Below are 18,085 nucleotides of genomic sequence, written 5' to 3' on the forward strand. Positions count from 1 at the left end.
CCGCCGTGTCAAGCGGCGGGCGCGGCGAACTGTTAGCTCTGGCTCATTCCGATCGTCGCCAGCATGATCACCACGACCACGATCGACAACACCAGCATCACCCCGTAAATGGCCAGCACCACGATCGACACCGTGTCCAGACCGCGCGACTGCAGCTCCGGGCGGTCGGTGAAGGCCCAGCGGTCCACAACCAGCGTGTCGCAGATCTTGTCGTGCGGAGTCTGCTTGCGCTGCGACATGCCGGCCATAAAGGCTGCCACGACCGCGCCGATCCCCAGGGTGAGGACGCTGATCAGCATGTAGGCCAGATAGCGCAACACATTGCGCCAGAACCCGACCCGCGCTCCGTTGCTGTCGGCGCGCACGACCTTGATGCCGCAAGCGAGCTTGCCCAGGCTGGCCTGAAGCCGGCTGGACTGCATCCAGGCGAAATACAGCGTGGGGATGGCCAGGCCGATGCCGTAGGACATCACCACAATGGCGATGCCCAGCGCACTGCCGTCGTCCATCGACGACGCGGAATCGCCCATGCTGGTGCCGAGCGCCACGACGAACACCAGCGGAATCACGATCAGATAGACCGCGAAGGTGGTGATCAGGCTATCCAGGATGCTGGCCGCCACACGCCGCCATAGGCCTGCGTAGACCACTGGCGCGTCATGGGTGACGACTGCAGCAGCGGGCAATGCCGCTACCGGGGTGTCCCAGGCACTTGGCAACGGCGTGGCGGCCTGGGCTTGCGGCGGTGGGGTGGTAGCAGCGGTCGCCGCTGGGGTTGGCGCATGCACGGCGGGATCCACAGCGCCAGGCGTGCCGGGCCACGACTCGTTGCCCTCGGACGCGACCGGCGCAGAGGCGGTCAATTGACCGGCTGGTGCGTGCTCAGCCGTGTGCGGCGCATGGTCTGCGGCGTCCACAGGCGCGCCCGTCAAGGACACGGTCTCCTGCGATGCACTGGAGTGAGTCGGAGATGGACCGGGTCCGGACAGCGCATCCGCATCCGCCGCGGCAGACTCTGCCTGTCTTGACCAGGCCTGCGACGCAAGGTCCGTCGCCGGGGCTACGGCAACCGGTGTCGCATCCCGGAGCGCGGTGTCAGCAGGCAGTGCGACGGCTGGCGCAGCCTCGCCCTGTTCGGGCATTGGCGCATCTGCGGCGGCGGGCGGGGATGCTGGCGCCTGCGTGTCCAGGCCCAGTTCGGACGCAATCTCGCTCAGGGTCACCCACTGCGGCAGACCTTCGCGCCAGACCAGACTGGTGTGATCGATGATGCCCTGCGACAGGCGCGCGGCAAGCGTGTCCGTGTCGACCGGCCCCTGGCGTTGCCGCTGTGCGTCGGCGTAGTACCACTGCGTCATGATGTCCCCTTGGATGATGCGTTGTGCGTGCAGCGACCGGTCAGCCGCGGCAGTCCTGCGGAAGTTGGTTGTCGTCGATCTCGGAACTGCACTCCCAGGTGCCGGCATCCGCATCGAAATCCAGCCACAGCGCCTTGCCGTCGATCTTGGGCGAGCCGGGCGCATGCAGCAGCGCCTCGACGCCGCAGGCGCTGGTGTCGAAACGGCCGATCTGCACGCTGGTCAGGGTGCCGTTGGCGTAGTGCTCGGGCGTCTGGAAGCCGGTATCCCCATTCTCCGGGCAACGGCCTTCGCGCGCGAGAAAGTCGGCGATCTGCGGCTTCAGTGGCGCCAATGCAGCAACTGCCGCGGTGACCTTGGCGCGGGTCTGATAGTCCTTGTAGGCCGGCAATGCGATCGCCGCGAGGATGCCGATCATGGCAACGACCACAAACAAGCCTGCCACCGCGCCCAACACCAACAGCAGTGGCCATGCTGGCCCCTTGGCAGGTTGGCGCAGGTGCGGTGACGCAGGGTTGACCGGCGGGGCGCCCGCTGCTGCCATTGGTAATGGCGGCGGGACCGTAGTGGCATGCAGATCGGTGGAGATCGGCGGGCCGAGCGCGTCGGCACAAGCAGCCAGCGGCAGCCACTGCTCCAGACCTTCGCGCCAGACCAGCGTGTCCAGGGCAATCTGACGATCGCGATACAGACCCAGCAGAACCTCGTCGGCCACCGGGCCACGCCGCTGGCGGTTGCCTTCGGCGTAATACCAACTGCTCATCCCCGTCCCCTCGCACGCACGTCCGTGGCGGCTTCAGCCTTCAGTGTACGGGTTCAGGCTCGTCCAGGAACATCTGGGTTTCCATCCAGGCATAGGCCGCTTCCGCGCCCGGCTGGTTGAACAACACCATCAGCACCACCCATTTGAGGTCGTCCAGATCCAGCTCGTCCTGGTCCAACGCCATGGCGCGGTCCAGCACCAACTCGCGTTGGTCGGCATCGAGAATGCGGTGTTGTTCGAGGAACAGCAGAAATCCACGGCAATCGACATCGAGCTTGTCCAGCTCCGGGCCGTGATAGATACGCACGGGGCCATCGACATGCGGACGCGCCACACTTGGGCGCTGCTCGGAGAGCGCGTCCAGCCAGTCGAACGCCTTGCTGATTTCTGCGGGACTGAAGCCGGCCTGGATCAGGCCATTCTGAAGCGAGTCACGGTCACGGACCAGGTCCGCGTCTTCGCTGAAATAATGTTCAAACAGGTAAAGCAGTACATCGAGAATGCTCTCTTTCATTGCCCCTCGGCCTGCGTCGCGCGACGCTGTGGAGGTGAAGAAACTAGGGATTGCGGGTATAGCGACCGTGCTCGGTGACCACGTCTCCCTCCAGTTCCATGATGAGCAGCATGGAGGACAGCGCGGCGGCCGTCAATCCGGTGCGTTCGACCAGGGAATCCATAGGAGTAGGGTCGTGGCCTAGTGCCTGCCACAAGCGCTGGTAGTCGGGGTCCGGGCGCGTGGAAGTGGTGGTGCGCGTCGTCCTGGGCACCTGAGTGGGGGCGGCCAGGCGCTCGCGCAAGGCGGTGGCCAACTCGCCCGACAGCAGTTGTAGTCCCTCGATGACCTGGGCCGGTTCCTGCGCCAGCGTTGCGCCCTGGCGGATCAAGTGGTGGCAGCCACGCGCGAGCGGGTTGTGCAGCGAGCCGGGCAGGGCGAACACCTCGCGCCCGGCCTCGGCCGCCAGGCGCGCGGTGATCAGCGCGCCCGAGCGCATCGCCGCCTCGACCACCAAGGTGCCCAGCGCCAGCCCGGCAATGATCCGGTTGCGCGCCGGGAAATGCGCGGCCACCGGCCCGGTGCCGGGCAGGTATTCGCTGACCACTGCGCCGCGTGCGGCAATGCGATCGCGCAATGCCTGGTGATGCGCGGGATAAGCCACGTCGGCACCGGTGCCGACCACCGCCACTGTGATGCCGTCAGGCTGGGCGAGCGCGGCGTCGTGTGCGATCGCATCTACGCCGGCGGCCATCCCGCTGACGATGCCCAGGCCTGCAGATGCCAGGCTCGATGCGAAGGCGCGGGTGTGGTCGCGTCCGCCAGCGGTGGCGGAGCGGCTGCCGACCACGGCCACGCCGGGATGCCAGAGTGCGTTGGGGTCGCCGTCCACGAACAGCGCCAGCGGCGGGTTGGCGATGTGGCGCAGCAGTGCCGGGTAGTCCGGGTCTTGCCAGCCGATCAGGTGGTGGCCGGGTTGTTCGCACCAGCGCAGCGCCGCATCCAGTGCTTGCGGGTCGGGCGTCTGCAGCCGTTCCGATTGCAGGTCGTCGCAGCCAGCCGCGCGCCAGGCGCCGGGCCCGGCAGTCAGAACGTCGGACAGGCTGGCGAAAGAGCTCAGCAGCGCGCGACGCGGTGGGCTGCGGCCGCCAGCCAACAGCAACATCAACATTGCGCGCAGATCGGGAGAGGTGGGGGCCATGCGCACAGCCTGGGCCGAAAACGACGACGGCGCCCTCAGGCGCCGTCGCGTTACCGCATCGGACTTTCAGATTACTGCGCGTCAGGATGCTTGACGAAGTAGCCCAGGCCGGTTGGCTTGACGCTTTCCATCACCAGCGCATAGCTGACCTTGTCGAAGGTGCGGAACACCATCGCGTGCGAGGCATATTCATCAGGCAGGCCGACGGTGGAGCCGGACGGGCCGCTGAAATCGTCATCGGTACGCGAGAAGCGCGAATGCTTCACGCGGTCGCTGACGGTGCGTCCCTTGCGCCAGATCGAGAACACCGTGCCGTTGTTGATGCCTTCGCGCGCGCCGCCGGAAATGGCGATCACGTCGCGGGTACCGCCAACGATGAAGGCGTCGGAAATGGCCAGCACGCGCAGCTCGGTCTGCAGCGCCTGGTCGGACGGCGGATGCGGGATGAACTGCAGATCGTACGGCTGCGCTTCCACTGCCACGATGCGATCGCCGGCGCGCACTTCGCGGCCGCTGTCCTGCAGCAGCAAGGTCGCCGCCTTGGAATTGCCGCCCGCCGCGCTGCGGGTGATGGTGCCGACGTTGACCTGCGCCATCTCATAGCCGAGGAACTCACGGCGCGTGCTCGGCGCGATGAAGTTCTTCCAGATGTTGCCGGAGCCGGCGGTGATGTTGCCCGCGATATCCAGGTCTTCGTTGTGCTTGGGCAGGCTGAACTTCACGGTCGGACGCACCACCGCAAAGCGCTGGCCCGGCTGCGCGTCTTCCAGACCGACCACATAAGCGACCTGCCCGGTGGTGGCGCGCGAGCGTCCGCCTTCCAGGCCGACCACGTAGGGCAGCTCGTCGAAGTCTTCGACCACGCGAAGATTCTTCAGGAACGGCTCGACATCGGCCAGCGGAATCGCGTTGATCGGCGCTTCCTGGCGCGGGCCGGGCTGGATCATGCCTTTCCCCACACGGTCCAGGTAGGCCAGGCTGATCACGTCACCCGGATAGATCAGGTGCGGATTCTGGATCTGTGGATTGGCTTGCCAAATTTCTGGCCACAGCCATGGTTTTTGCAAAAAACGCCCAGCAATGTCCCAAAGGGTATCCCCCTTGCGGACCACATAGGTGTCTGGATGCTCGCCCACCGCTTGCGCGGCAGCGTAGGTCGCGACGGTCAGCATCGCCGCAGCGACGACCGTACGAAGTCGGTTCAACATGAGTGCCTTCTTGCCTGATTCCCCAACAGGTCCGCGCACTATAGTCCAGAAACCGGGGCGCCACGCAAGCATTGCGCTAGAATGCCCCCGTCTTGCCGGCGCCGCGCCGGTGTTTCTGGACGGGTAACCCCATGGCTTTGCTCCCTATTCTCGAATTTCCCGATCCGCGGCTGCGCACCAAAGCCGTGCCGGTCGATGCGACCGAAGTCACCAGCCCGGCGTTCCAGACGCTGCTGGATGACATGTTCCAGACCATGTACGAGGCGCCCGGCATCGGCCTGGCTGCCAGTCAGGTGGATGTGCACAAGCGCTTCCTGGTGATCGACGTCAGCGAGGAAAAGAACACCCCGCAGGTGTTCGTCAACCCGGAAATCATCACCAGGCAGGGCGAGCAGGTGTATCAGGAAGGCTGCCTGTCGGTGCCGAGCATTTTTGCCGATGTCAGCCGCGCCGATGCGATCACCCTGCGTTATCTCGACCGTCATGGGCAGCCTCACGAGCTGAGCACCGATGGCCTGCTGGCGGTATGCATCCAGCACGAGATGGACCACCTGGACGGCAAGCTGTTCGTGGATTACCTGTCGCCGCTCAAGCGCGAAATGGTGCGCAAGAAGCTGGCCAAAATGCGCAAGCATGTGGCTTGAGGGCGGGGATTGGGTGTTCGGGAGTGGGGATTGGCGAATGCGGTCCCCGTGCACGTGTTGACGCCGGTGTCCAGTCCGTTTGTTCAATAAACCTGATCGACGGCGTCATGCATGGGACGCGAGGTCGTGTGTCTCTGCACAGACCTGGTTTGAAGTCCGGCCTGTCCATCCCGGCGACTGAAAGCACCGGCCAACCGCTGTTGCCAATTCCCAATCCCACTTCCCCAATCCCCACTCATCGGCCCGCCGATTCCATTCGGCTGCGTCACCCGCGGTTGCCAATCCCCAATTCCGACTCCCGAATCCCAGCCCTATGAGAATTGTCTTCGCCGGTACGCCGGACTTCGCTGTCGCCTCATTACGCGTTGCCGCGCAACGGCATGAAGTGGTGGCGGTGTATACGCAGCCGGATCGGCCGGCCGGTCGCGGTCGCGGGCTGACGCCGTCGCCGGTGAAGCTGGAGGCGATCGCGCGCGGCATTCCGGTGTACCAGCCGCAGACGCTGCGCTCGCCCGAGGCGCTGGCCACGCTGCGCGGACTCAATGCCGATCTGATGGTGGTGGTGGCCTACGGGCTGATCCTGCCCAAGGCGGTGCTGGCTGCGCCGACTCACGGCTGCTGGAATGTGCATGCCTCGCTGCTGCCGCGCTGGCGTGGCGCCGCGCCGATCCAGCGTGCGATCGAGGCCGGCGATACCGAAACCGGCGTGTGCCTGATGCAGATGGAAGCCGGTCTGGACACCGGCCCGGTGCTGTTGTCGCAACGCATCGAGATCGGTGAGCAGGAAACCGGCGGCCAGCTGCACGACCGCCTGGCCGCGCTGGGCGCGCAGGTGCTGTCCGATGGCCTGGGCTTGCTGCGTGCCGGCATTCGCCCGGTGGCGCAAGCGCAGCCGGCCGAGGGCGTCACCTACGCGCACAAGCTGGACAAGGCGCAGGCGCGGCTGGACTGGGCGCAGCCGGCGCAGGAACTGGCGCGACGCGTGCGTGCGTTCAATCCGTGGCCGGTGGCCGAGGCCACGCTGGCCGGCGAGCGGGTGCGTCTGCATGGCGCGGTGGCGCTCGAGTTGGCCCATCAACAGCCGCCGGGCACCCTGTTGGCCGCCAGCAAGCAGGGCATCGACATCGCCTGCGGGCAGGGCGCGCTGCGGGTGCGCGTGTTGCAGCGTGAGGGCGGCAAGGCGATCACCGCCGCCGATTACCTCAACGCGCGCCGCGACCTGCCGGCGCTGCGCTGATGGCCGCCGACACCGCGGCGGCCGGCGTCGCCTCACGGCTGGCGGCAGCGAAGGTGCTCACGGCCGTGTTCGACCAGGGCCGTTCGTTGAAGGCCGAACTGACCGCTGCGCTGCCTGGCATTGCCGATCCGCGCGATCGCGCGCTGGTGGAGGCGATCTGTTTTGCGGTGCTGCGGCGCCGCCCGGCCTACGACGTCGCCTTGCGGCAATGGCTGGAACGCCCGCTGCCGCCGCGCGATGCCGAACTCAAGGCATTGTTGATGGCCGGCTTCGCTCAGCTCGACGTGCTGCAACTGCCCGCGCACGCGGCGCTGTCGGCCACCGTGGAGGCGTGCCGCGCGCTGGGCCGGCCGCGCCAGGCCGGCATGGTCAACGCGATCCTGCGGCGTGCGCAGCGCGAAGGATTTCCGGCAGTCTCGGACGATGCCGGTTGGCCGTCGTGGTTGCGCAAGCAGCTGCGTGCCGATTGGGGCGAGCAGGCCGAAGCGATCTTCGTCGCAAGCGCGCAGATGGCGCCGATGTGGCTGCGCGTGCATCGCGGGCGCAGCGACCCAGCCGCCTATGTGGCGCGGCTGGCAGAGGTGGGCATCTCCGCACAGATCGACACTGTGCTGCCTGATGCGCTGCGGTTGCACAGTGCGGTGCCGGTGAGCCAGTTGCCGGGCTTTGCCGACGGCGAGGTCTCGGTGCAGGACGGCTCCGCGCAGCAAGTGGCCGATGCGCTGACGCTGACGCTGACGCCGGCGGCGCGGGTACTCGATGCCTGCGCTGCGCCCGGTGGCAAGGCGGCGCATCTGCTGGAGCGTTACCCGCAGTTGCAGCTCACCGCGCTGGATGTGGATGCGCGCCGGCTGGAACGTGTGCAACAGACGTTGCAGCGCACCGTGCCGAACGCGCAGGTCGCGCTGCATGCCGCCGATGCGGCCGACCCGGCGGCATGGTGGGACGGTCAGCCCTTCGATGCGGTACTGCTGGATGCGCCGTGTTCGGCCACCGGCGTGGTGCGTCGTCAGCCGGATGTGCTGTTGCACCGCCGCGCCGACGACATCGATGCGCTGTGCGCCCTGCAGGCGCGTTTGCTGGATGCGACGTGGCGCACGTTGCGTCCGGGCGGCCAGCTGCTTTACACCACCTGCTCGCTGCTGGCGCGCGAGAACCGGGGGCAGGTCGAGGCCTTCCTGCAACGCACGCCCGATGCGCAGGCGCAGCCCTTGGTTGCGCAGTTCGGCCATGCGGCGGGCCCGGGACGTCAGCGGTTTCCCGGCGAGCAGTACTGCGACGGTTTCTTCTACGCGCTTTTGCTAAAAGCTTCCTGATCGCGCGCCGATGCCGGCGCTCCCTTTTCGCGTCCCATTGCCGCCCGCCATGCTCAAGACCCGTGCTTCAAAGGATTTCTGGTTGCTGGCCATCACCGCGGTACTGGTGATCGGTGCCGGGCTGGGGTTGCGTGACCCCTGGCCGTCGGACGAGCCGCGTTTTGCGCTGGTCGCCAAGCAGATGGTGCTGAGCGGGGACTGGTTGTTCCCGCATCGCGGCAACGAGCTGTATTCGGACAAGCCGCCGATGCTGATGTGGCTGCAGGCGCTGTTCTACACGCTGCTTGGCAATTGGCGGGTGGCGTTCCTGCTGCCGTCGCTGCTCGCGGCGCTGGGCACGCTGGCCTGTGTGTACGACCTGGGGCGGCGGCTATGGACCCGGCGGGTGGGGGTGTATGCCGCGTGGCTGCTGTTGTTCACCCTGCACTTCACCTTTCAGGCCAAGAAGGCGCAGATCGACCCGCTGGTGGTGTTCTGGATCACGCTGGCCAACTACGGGCTGCTGCGGCATCTGTTGCTGGGCCCGGCCTGGCGCTGGTGGACGCTGGGCTGGTTTGCCGCCGGGTTGGGTGTGATCACCAAGGGCGTGGGCATCATCGCGCTGCTGATGCTGATCCCGGCCGGCATTGCCGCCGCACGCGGTTGGCCGGGTGTGCGCGTGCATGTGCGCGACCGTCGCTTCTGGCTCGGGCCGCTGTTCTTCTTCGTGGCGATCGCGCTGTGGTTCGTGCCGATGATGGTCACCGCGCTGACCGCCGGCCAGCCCGAATACCGGGTGTATCTCAACGACATCCTGCTGCGCCAGACCGCCAAGCGCTACGCCAGTTCGTGGGATCACGCGCAGCCGATCTGGTACCACCTGCAGAGCATGGCCACGATGTGGATGCCGACCGTCCTGCTGTTGCCATGGGCGATTCCGGCGTGGCGGCGACGGTTGCGCCGGCGCGATGCGCACTATCTGCTGCCGTTGGCGTGGTGGCTGCTGGTGCTGGTGTTCTTCACCATCCCCAGCGGCAAGCGCGATGTCTACATCCTGCCAGCGCTGCCGATGTTCTGCCTGGCGCTGGCGCCGTTGGCCGCGGGTTTGCTGCGCCGGGTCGGGGTGCAGCGGGTGCTGTTCGGTTTTGCGCTGCTGCTGACTGTGGTCTTCGCCGCGGGCGGGGCGGCGATGCTGATCGGGCACCCCGGATTCGAGCAGAAGATCATGGATAGCCGCGGGGTCGGCAACGAAGCCACCGACTCGCTGGGCTGGCTGCTGCTGGCGGTGGGTACCTGGGGCGTAGCGAGCCTGCTGCTGTTGCGCGTGCGCCGCTCCGCGCTGGCGGTGGTGTCGCTGCTGGGCGCGTGGTGGGTGGCGTTCGGGCTGGTCTGCTACCCGATCTTCAATGATTCCAGTTCGGCCGGTGCGGTGATGCGCGAGGTCGGGCGCCGTATCGGCCCGGATGCCCAGCTCGGCCTGGTGGCATGGAAGGAGCAGAACCTGCTGATGGCCGACCGCCCGGCGCAGACCTTCGGCTTCAAGGTGCCATGGGAAGAACAGCTGCGGCGCGGCGTGGCCTGGCAGGCCGAGCAACCGGGGCAGCGTTGGCTGATGGCGCAGGAGACGGCGCTGCTGGGCTGCGTGGACCGCAGTCGCAGCCAGCTGGTCGGTGTGGCCAATCGACGTCGTTGGTGGCTGGTACCGGGCGATGCGGTGCGCGGCGACTGCGTGGCCAGCTCCACGGAGCGGGCGGTCGAAGAAAAGGAACAGGGCAACCTGGACGTCGAATGAGCCCTGCACACGCGCATTTCAGGTCCTGCCTGCATCACGCCACTGCAGTGACTGGCGATTGTCTAGCAGTCATTCATGCGGGACATCGTTAGCTTGGGCGGCGTCGCTGACGCGCAGTGCCTGTCTCGCCCCCTTCCGCCACCGATCTTTCAATGAATTCACTGCGTACCCAGCCCACTTCGCTCCCGCAGTCCGCACCCGTGGCATCGCGCGCGGGCGTGGGCATCGCCGAGCTGGGGGTGTTCACGCTGACCGCGTTGGTGGTGAGCATGCCCAGCGGCTTGCTGCCGTTCGGCCTGTGCCTGTTGCTTGGCTCGCTGGTCGGCTGGCGCAGCCTGCGTGCCGGCATCGCGGCGCGCAGCGGCGCGTTGCGCGCGGTGGGGTGGCTGACGGTGGTCGTGATCGCAATGTCGCTGCTGTCGATCGCCTTGTTCGAGCACGGCCTGCGCGATGTCGACAACCGCTCGCGCTTTCTGGTGCTGCCCTGGGCGGCGTTATGGGCTTACGCCTTGCAACCCCGCCAGGTCTGGCTGTGGCGGGGCGCATTGGCCGGCGTGTTTGCGGCCATGTTGATCGCATTGCTGCAGGTGATGAATGGCGCCGACCGTGCAGAAGGCTTTACCAATGCGATTGTGTTTGCCGACATCGCGCTGATGTTGCTGGTGGTGGTGGCGTTTTGTCGTCCGGTCGGCGCTGTGCGCTGGCTGGTCGCTGCGGGGGTCGCAGCGGTGGTGGTGATCGTGCTCAGCGGCAGCCGCGGCGTGTGGCTGGCGTTGCTGGCCACCGTGGGCGTGCTGGCCTGGGGCGCGCCGTGGCATAGCGCGCGCATGCGGCTGCTGACCTTCGTCGGCGGTGCGGTGCTGGCGGTGGGCGTGGTCGTCAGCGTGCCCGCATTGACCGACCAGATGCGCCTGGGCGAGTTGCAGAGCGATCTGCAACGCTACGAAGTGGGCGACAGCGATTCGTCTGCCGGGGCCCGCATCGAACGCCTGCATGTGGCCTGGGATACCTTGCGCGCGCATCCGCTGACCGGCGTCGGTGTAGGTCGGTTCGATGATGCGATGCGCGAGTTGCCGGTCTGTGCCAGCGGCACCTGGCTGCTGCGCTGCCATCTGGGCCATGCGCATAACGATCTGGCCGAATGGGGTGCCACCCAGGGCGTGCCCGGGCTGTTGCTGCTGATTGCGGTCTATGGCGTGCCGCTGTGGGTGTTCGTGCGCTTGCATCGGCGCAGCGGGCAGGTGCAGTTCCGCGGGCCGGCGGCGGCCGGGGTGATGATCGTGATCAGCTATGCGCTGTGCGGGTTGACCCAGTCGATGTTCGCGCACCAGGTCTCGGCAAGCTTCTACTCGGCGATGGTCGGCATATTGGTGGGCCTGGCTGCACGTCAGGCACAGCCGGCAATGCCGAAGGCTCTCGGCAACGCGTAGTGAGCGGATGTGAGTTGGAGACGCTTCGCGTGTTCGGAAACTGATCGGCTGGAGTGCGGCCAACAAGCATCAAGACCTGCGCAAGCCGTCATGCGTCTGCCCGCCCATGCGAAGCGACTCATCTGTGCGACGAGTACGTGGCCACCGAGCGCATCGGTCGCGCCGCCTGGCGATGAGCGCAGCAGCCGTGCTGACCGCGCTCAGTCGCTGCGTTGATCCGCGGCGCGCGGCGGGTCCTGTACCGGCTGGTTGTGCTGTAGCAGCCACAGCATGATGGTCTTCTGGCGCACGTAGTTGGCACGCACGTAGGCGTAGATCAACCCGTGCCAGCCATCGCGAAACCCGCCGCGCAGCAGATAGCCGCGCCAGAAGCGCCAGGCCGGCGCCAACACCAGCTTGCTCCAGGTCGCGCGCTTGCCGCGGGCGTAGTCGTGCTCGGCCATCATCTGTGCGTAGCGCTGGGTCTTGGCCAGCTGCTGCATCAGCGACCTATAGGGGTAGTGGACCAGGTCGCCGCGCAAGGTGACCACGGCACCATCGACGCTGGCCGCTTCGTGGATCTCGCGCTTGCCGCGCCAGCCGCCACGGCGTCGGTCGAACAGGCGCAGCACGCGGTCCGGATACGCATTGCCGTGGCGCAAGAAGCGGCCGAAATATTCGGAAAGCCGCGCGAACCGGTAGCCGGCCGTGTCGGCAAAGCCGGCATCGCGTGCCGCCAGGATCGATGCGCGCAAGCTGTCGCTGATGCGTTCGTCCGCATCCAGGCACAGCACCCAGTCGTGGCCGGCCTGCGCCACGCAATACGCCTTCTGGCTGCGGTAGCCATCGAAGGCGCGTTGCAGCACGCGCGCGCCATGCGCGCTGGCAATGGCAGCAGTGGCATCGGTGGAACCGGAGTCCACCACCACGATCTCATCGCAGAACGCCAGCGAGGTCAGGCAGTCGCGTAGGCGATCGGCCTCGTTGAACGCGATAATGCAGGCGCTAATGCGAGGCCGTTCGTCGGGTGCGGTCGAAGAGGACATGTGATGGCCGATTACCTGCTGTTCGCAACGGAGCGTTACGCGTTGCCTATTCTGGCGCCATTGGCGCAGGCATTACAGGCCCGCGGCGACACGGTTGCCGCCTGGTACGAAGGCGGTGCGCGCGGACTGGTGCTGCCGGGCGTACGCGAAGTGGGGTTGCGCGAGGCGCTGGCCCTGCGTCCGCGTGCGGTATTCAGTGCTGCCAACTGGGTGCCGCCGTTTATCTCTGGCGCCAAGGTGCAGCTTTTCCACGGCTTCAATGTGCAAAAGCGCGAGGACAATCGCGGCCATTTCCGCGTGCGCGGCTTGTTCGATCTGTATTGCACGCAAGGCCCGGTCACCACTGCGCCGTTTCGTGCACTGGCGGCGCGCGAGGGCCATTTTGCGGTGGTGGAAACCGGCTGGCCCAAGCTCGATCCGGTGTTTCGCGATGACGGCGGTCACAGCGCCACGCTGCGTGCGCCCGCTAACGGGCGGCCGGTGATCCTGTTCGGTTCCACCTTCACCGAGCGCCTGAGCGCGGCACCTGTGCTGTATGAGGAAATCGCCGCCGATATCGCGCGCGGTGCGCACTACTGGCTGCTCACCTTGCATCCCAAATGCGCGCCGGAGTTATTCGACCGCTATCGCGCGCTGGCTGGCGCCAATGCGCGGTTTGTCGAGCCCGAAGAGGTCGTGGCGGCGCAGCGTGCGGCCGATGTGCTGGTCTCCGATACCTCGTCGATCGTCTCCGAGTTCGTGGTGCAGCACAAACCGGTGGTGACCTTCCGCAACCGCGTGCCGCAGCCGCATATGCTGGACTTTCAGCAGCCGGCGCAGTTGCCGCAGCAACTGGCGCGCGTGCTGGCGCCGGATGCCGAACTACGCAGCGCGCTGGCCAGTTATGCCGATGCGATCCATCCGTATCGCGATGGCAGATCGTCCGAACGGGTGATTGCCGCCACCGAGGATTTCATCGCCGGCAAGCTCGGCACGCTGCGACGCAAGCCGCTGGGCGCCCTGTGGCGTGGCCTGCAGATTCGGCGCGAACTCGGCTATTGGGGTCCGGCGCAGCGCTGATCGTCGGTCGTGGGCGATCTCCCTGCCGATCAGCGAGGCTGGTCCAATCAGCTATCACCAATCAGCTATCACCAATCACCAATCAGCAATCAGCAATCAGCAATCAGCAATCAGCAATCACCAGCGCAGCTTGCGCCGTGCCAGCGCAGCGCCCAGTTGCGTTTGCAGCGCCTGCGCCTGCGCCAAAGGCACAAAGCGCAAGCGCAAGGCCGGGCCGGTGGGACTGGCGCCGGCGGTGTCCAGCCACAGCGTGGCAGTGCCGGTCAGGCGATCCAGCGGCGAGCGTTGTAATTGCAGCGCCTGCAGCTTGTCCAGTTCGGCCAGCCGCCACCAGCGCTTCCACCAGCCGCCGCGTACCGCCACATAGCGCGCGTCCACCGCATAGCCCATGCGGTGCACTTGGCGATGCGCCTTGAAGGCGCTCCACGGTAGCCACAGCAGCAGCCACGCAGCCTGACTGCCGAACTGCCACGCCAGCCCGATCACCAGCGGCAGCAACATCAGCAGCGTCGGCAGGCTCAGCCGCCACCAGCAGTGCGTGGCGATCGCCTGCCACTGCGCCGGCGGCCACGCAATACCCGGCAGCAGACGCTGCAACAAGGCATCGCACCGCTGCGGCTCGGCGATCGGTGCCAGCTCTTTCAGCGCGCTATCGTGGTTGTCGCCGGTGTTGGTCACGGCGGTATCCACGCGCAGCTGGCGGCGGCCAAACAGGCGATGCAGCCGGCTTTCGTACACCGTCCACGACTGGATCCGTCGCAGTGCCACGCTGCTGCGGATACGCGTCAGCAGGCCGCGCTCCACGGTGAGGCGCCGCTCCGATTCGCTGAGATGAAAGCCGTGGTATTGAGCCACGGCCAGGGCCACCGAGAGCGCGCGCATGGCCAGCAGCACCGCCACAACGGCGATCGTCACCAGGATCGTGGTGACGGCTGCACCCGGATGGATCTGGTTGACGTAGCGGTACGCGATCTCGCCATTGGTCTCGATAAAGCTGGACGCCACCCGGCGCGGAATCATCTGATAGATCACGCCGAAACTGGCCGCGACCACCACCATGCCGCGGTTAGAAATCAGGCCCAGCCGGATCACTTCGCCCATGGGCAGGCGCAACAAGGTGGTGCGGTCGTCGGTCTGCACGGCAGCTGCAGCTGCATCGGCGTGGTGGGCGCGGCGCCGTATCAGATCTTCCAGCGCCAGCGCCTGATCCAGTCGCAGCACGCGCATTTCTGCTTCGGGTTTGTGCCCGCCGGCCGATTCCAGCCGCACTTCCGCCACACCGGCCAACCGGTGCAGCAGCGATTGATGCACCACCACGTTGTGGATGCGGGCGAATGGAATGTCGCGCCGGCTGCGCTCCAGCAGGCCGCTGCGGATCGCCACGCTGTCTTGCCCGATGCGATAGCGATAGGTGAAGTAACGCAGCACCGAAATCGCCACCAGCACGGCGATCACCACGGCGGTGGCGATGTGGTCGGCAAAATCGCGGCTGCCGTCGCGGCTGCCGAACACGACCAAGGCGACCAACGGAATCAGGAACTGGCGAATCTGCTGCAGCAGCACGAACACCCACGACAGCGGATGCAGCCGCTGCTCGTCGTGGCCGGGGTGTTCGATGGCATTCACAGCGCGTCGTCGTGATGATCGAGCTGGCGGGCGAGGCGGTCGCGCAGATGTTCGGCATCGGCCTGATCCAGGCCGGACAGCGCCACCGCATTGAGCCGGCTGCCGGCGGTGTGCACCACCAGCGTGGTCAGGTGTGTGGCGCGTTCGATCGGGCCGCGGCGCAGATCCACGTGCTGCACGCGCGAGATCGGCACGCGCGTGTCGCTCTGCCACAGATGCCCGCGTTGCAGCGCCAGGCCATGCTGGTCGAGTTTCCATAGCGTGAGCCGGTGCCGTTTGACTGCCAGCCATGCGCACAGCATCGCCAGCACCAGCGTCACGCCCAGCACCGCCGGCCAGTAGTGCCAGGCATGCAGCGCAGTGACGGCGACACCGGCCGCGATCAGGCCGGCACAGCCACCGCCAAGTGCGCCATTGACCGCGGCCACGTAGGCGCCACGGCGTGGTAACTGCTGCCAGTGCGCGTGATCCACCGGCGGTGTGTCGGCAGGCGCGGCGCTGACCAGGATGTCGGGGTGCGGCGGTGGAGCGTCGTGCACGAGGCGTGCCTGCAGAAGCGGTGCGCAAGCATAGCCGGGTGCCCGGTCAGGGCGCATCCGCTCTGGCCTTGGGTTGCGAGGAACTGGGTTGGATGGCTGACAGAGGACGTCGTGGTGCAGCCGGCAACCACGCACGGGAGTCGAGATTGCTCTTTGAGCGGCTAACGAAACGTAGCGAGCAGTCGTCAGGTGGGTGTGGACGGCATGCTCAGAACCGGAGTGAGTGGTGCATGCAGCACCGATCACCGGCCGCGCCCGCCTGGTGGTTGCGCAGTCGTTTTGTTAGCCGGTCTTCGTCACGCGCGTATTTGCGCTGGGACACCCAAGCCGACACCCACGCCGATGGCGCACAGCGATGGCGATCGAAACACGGAACTTCGTCAGGCATACGTCAAAAGTGGGCACGCATCAGGCGCCGATGGCCGGATGCATCGGCCCGGGCACGTACCGCCTGCGTGCCAGCGGCACCTAGCCAGGCAGCCTGCTGCCCGCGCTTACTGTGCAGCCAGAATCAGCGCATCCACATCCAGCGCATGGCCGGCGCGGCTGGCCTTGGTGCGCAGATACTGCTCGTTTTCAGGGGTGATATCGCCGGTGATCGGGATGCGATCTTCGACAGCGATCCCGGCGGCGCGCAGCCGCTCGGCCTTGGCCGGGTTATTGGTCAGCAGGCGGATGCGGCCGATGCCCAGGCCGCGCAACATCGCCACCGCGCTGCCGTAGCGGCGCTCGTCCGGGCCGAAGCCCAGCTGCGCATCGGCATCGATGGTGTCCAGGCCTGCATGCTGGTAGCCGTAGGCGCGCATCTTGGCGGCGATGCCGGTGCCGCGGCCTTCCTGATCCAGATACAGCAGCACACCGCCGCCGAGATCCTTCAACTTGGCCAGGCCGTGTCGCAGCTGGTCGCCGCAGTCGCACTTGAGCGAGCCGAACAGGTCGCCGGTGAGGCATGACGAGTGCACGCGCACCGGTACCGCGCCCGACAGGTCGGGCTGGCCCACCACGATCGCCACCTGGTCGCGCTGTGCGACGCCGCCGCGGAACACCACGAATTCGCTCATGCCCAGGCCGCGCAATGGCACCGGCGTGCGGGTGACGAGCTCAAAGCCGGCCGCTGCCGATTTGGTGCAGCCACTGCTCAGGTCGTCCAGGCTCAGCGACTGGCATCCGGCAAAGGCGGCGTGGGCGTGCACGTCGCGCAGCTCCACGGCCAGCAGGGCCGGCAGCAGCAATCCCAGCCGCGCGATCTCCACCCCGCCGGCATCCAGCGCATCGCCAGCCGCCCACTGCGCCGGCACCGGGGTGTCGCGCAGATAGGCCAGTGCGGCGAGTTGGTCGTAGCTGTAGTCGGCCAGGGCCACGCGCGCGCCCTGCGGCGCAGTCAGCCCCAGCACCTGGGCGCGGGTCGGCGTGACGAACAGATAGTGGCGGCCCTGCGCGGCACGTGCGAACGCGGCATACGATTGCGCCGTGCTGCTGTCCAACGCCAATACCGCACGCGCCTGCCCATCGGCGGCGGTCAACAGCACCGGCCGGCCGGCGCGCAACTCGGACGCGGCGCGCTCGCAGCGGATGGCTGCCGGGTCGCCGAAGGCCTGTGCGCTGGGGGAGGGGACGGGGCTGCTCATGCACGACTCCAGATGGGGATTGCCACGGCCGCTTCAAGGCGGACGCCGCCGCGCCAGTGCCGGCCGCATGCCGCCATTGTCGCGTGGTTCGCAACTGGCGGCTGCCAGCATCGGGTGGAACGCTGCATCCAGTGGCTGCGATTGAGTGACAGCACAGGCGCCGATTGGTTGTGCGCCGCGCGCGTTGTTCAGCGCCCGGCAATGCTTTCTAATTCGATCACCTCTCAGCTCAGCGGATCCCATGCGTCTTATCGACTGCAGCGAAGCGCGTCACGCCAGCGCGATCCTGGACATCTTCAACGAGGCCATTGCCAACTCGACCGCGTTGTACGACTACCGGCCGCGTCTGCCGGAGAGCATGGTGGGCTGGTTCGCCACCAAGCGCGCGGGTGGATTTCCGGTGATCGGTGTCGAAGATGCCGATGGCACGCTGATGGGCTTTGCCAGCTACGGCACCTTTCGCGCCTGGCCGGCGTTCAAGTACAGCGTCGAACATTCGATCTATGTGCACCAGGATCATCGCGGCAAAGGCCTGGGGCGCACGTTGTTGCAAGCGCTGATCGCCGCGGCCGAGCAGCGCGGCGTGCATGTGCTGGTCGGTGGCATCGATGCCAGCAACCAGGCCAGTGTCGCGCTGCACGAACAGTTCGGCTTCACCCATGCCGGCACCGTGCGCGAGGCCGGGTTCAAGTTCGGGCGCTGGCTGGATCTGGCGTTCTATCAACGCATTCTGGCCACGCCCGCAGACCCGCACGACGACTGACGCACCCGCCCCGGCTGCCGCGCT

General features: G+C 67.0%; 16 protein-coding genes and 1 other RNA gene. 7 read left to right on the forward strand and 10 right to left on the reverse strand.

What is annotated here, in order from left to right; genetic code table 11:
* Window positions 1-32 precede the first annotated feature (32 nt).
* From ABQU90_RS14635 to ABQU90_RS14655, 5 genes are all read right to left on the reverse strand, one after another.
* Window positions 33-1,358 carry an RDD family protein gene (locus ABQU90_RS14635; protein WP_323522574.1) on the reverse strand — a complete coding sequence of 442 codons (1,326 nt, stop codon included), beginning with the start codon at window positions 1,356-1,358 and terminating at the stop codon, window positions 33-35.
* 40 nt (window positions 1,359-1,398) lie between these two features.
* A complete protein-coding gene (locus tag ABQU90_RS14640) occupies window positions 1,399-2,121 on the reverse strand; it encodes a pilin (RefSeq protein ID WP_323515071.1) in 723 nt (240 codons plus the stop codon).
* 40 nt (window positions 2,122-2,161) lie between these two features.
* Window positions 2,162-2,635, reverse strand: a complete 474-nt coding sequence (locus ABQU90_RS14645; RefSeq protein ID WP_003484452.1) for a DUF494 family protein — start codon at window positions 2,633-2,635, stop codon at window positions 2,162-2,164.
* A gap of 43 nt (window positions 2,636-2,678) precedes the next feature.
* A complete protein-coding gene (gene dprA, locus ABQU90_RS14650) occupies window positions 2,679-3,815 on the reverse strand; it encodes a DNA-processing protein DprA (protein WP_055847641.1) in 1,137 nt (378 codons plus the stop codon).
* A 71-nt stretch (window positions 3,816-3,886) separates the two neighbouring features.
* Window positions 3,887-5,023, reverse strand: a complete 1,137-nt coding sequence (locus ABQU90_RS14655; RefSeq protein ID WP_323522573.1) for a LysM peptidoglycan-binding domain-containing protein — start codon at window positions 5,021-5,023, stop codon at window positions 3,887-3,889.
* Between the two features lie 131 nt (window positions 5,024-5,154).
* On the opposite strand from ABQU90_RS14655, the gene def reads away from it, so the two are divergent.
* From def to ABQU90_RS14680, 5 genes are all read left to right on the forward strand, one after another.
* Window positions 5,155-5,667 carry a peptide deformylase gene (gene def / locus ABQU90_RS14660; protein WP_115514054.1) on the forward strand — a complete coding sequence of 171 codons (513 nt, stop codon included), beginning with the start codon at window positions 5,155-5,157 and terminating at the stop codon, window positions 5,665-5,667.
* A 313-nt stretch (window positions 5,668-5,980) separates the two neighbouring features.
* Window positions 5,981-6,904, forward strand: a complete 924-nt coding sequence (fmt, locus tag ABQU90_RS14665; protein WP_115554730.1) for a methionyl-tRNA formyltransferase — start codon at window positions 5,981-5,983, stop codon at window positions 6,902-6,904.
* Window positions 6,904-8,220, forward strand: a complete 1,317-nt coding sequence (gene rsmB / locus ABQU90_RS14670) for a 16S rRNA (cytosine(967)-C(5))-methyltransferase RsmB (protein WP_323522572.1) — start codon at window positions 6,904-6,906, stop codon at window positions 8,218-8,220. The genes fmt and rsmB overlap by 1 nt, the downstream gene beginning before the upstream one ends.
* 49 nt (window positions 8,221-8,269) lie before the next feature.
* Window positions 8,270-9,991: an ArnT family glycosyltransferase gene (locus tag ABQU90_RS14675; RefSeq protein WP_323522571.1), complete on the forward strand. Its 1,722-nt coding sequence runs from the start codon at window positions 8,270-8,272 to the stop codon at window positions 9,989-9,991.
* A 152-nt stretch (window positions 9,992-10,143) separates the two neighbouring features.
* Window positions 10,144-11,421 (forward strand): O-antigen ligase family protein, encoded by a 1,278-nt coding sequence (locus ABQU90_RS14680; RefSeq protein WP_323522570.1) that lies wholly within the window; start codon window positions 10,144-10,146, stop codon window positions 11,419-11,421.
* Between the two features lie 200 nt (window positions 11,422-11,621).
* Here the strand turns inward: ABQU90_RS14680 and ABQU90_RS14685 are convergent, their stop codons facing one another.
* Window positions 11,622-12,446: a glycosyltransferase family 2 protein gene (locus tag ABQU90_RS14685; protein WP_323522569.1), complete on the reverse strand. Its 825-nt coding sequence runs from the start codon at window positions 12,444-12,446 to the stop codon at window positions 11,622-11,624.
* On the opposite strand from ABQU90_RS14685, the gene ABQU90_RS14690 reads away from it, so the two are divergent.
* On the forward strand, window positions 12,447-13,505 hold the full coding sequence (locus tag ABQU90_RS14690; protein WP_323522568.1) for a CDP-glycerol glycerophosphotransferase family protein: 1,059 nt from the start codon (window positions 12,447-12,449) through the stop codon (window positions 13,503-13,505). It abuts the gene before it with no gap.
* Between the two features lie 117 nt (window positions 13,506-13,622).
* On the opposite strand, the gene ABQU90_RS14695 is transcribed toward ABQU90_RS14690, so the two are convergent.
* The 4 genes from ABQU90_RS14695 to ribA form a co-directional block, all read right to left on the reverse strand.
* Window positions 13,623-15,131, reverse strand: coding sequence for a PH domain-containing protein (locus tag ABQU90_RS14695; protein WP_323522567.1), 1,509 nt, complete (start codon window positions 15,129-15,131; stop codon window positions 13,623-13,625).
* Window positions 15,128-15,604: a PH domain-containing protein gene (locus tag ABQU90_RS14700; RefSeq protein ID WP_316692705.1), complete on the reverse strand. Its 477-nt coding sequence runs from the start codon at window positions 15,602-15,604 to the stop codon at window positions 15,128-15,130. The genes ABQU90_RS14695 and ABQU90_RS14700 overlap by 4 nt, the downstream gene beginning before the upstream one ends.
* 225 nt (window positions 15,605-15,829) lie before the next feature.
* A non-coding RNA gene (locus ABQU90_RS14705) (sX9 sRNA) lies at window positions 15,830-15,902 on the reverse strand.
* Window positions 15,903-16,164: 262 nt separating this feature from the next.
* On the reverse strand, window positions 16,165-17,298 hold the full coding sequence (gene ribA, locus ABQU90_RS14710; protein ID WP_323522566.1) for a GTP cyclohydrolase II RibA: 1,134 nt from the start codon (window positions 17,296-17,298) through the stop codon (window positions 16,165-16,167).
* Window positions 17,299-17,539: 241 nt separating this feature from the next.
* Between ribA and ABQU90_RS14715 the strand changes: the two genes are divergently transcribed.
* The gene (locus ABQU90_RS14715; RefSeq protein WP_055847672.1) at window positions 17,540-18,061 is read left to right on the forward strand and encodes a GNAT family N-acetyltransferase; all 522 of its coding nucleotides are present in this window, start codon (window positions 17,540-17,542) and stop codon (window positions 18,059-18,061) included.
* The last annotated feature ends 24 nt before the right edge of the window (window positions 18,062-18,085 follow it).

The sequence above is a fragment of the Xanthomonas sp. WHRI 10207 genome (assembly GCF_040202975.1).
Taxonomy (GTDB): domain Bacteria; phylum Pseudomonadota; class Gammaproteobacteria; order Xanthomonadales; family Xanthomonadaceae; genus Xanthomonas.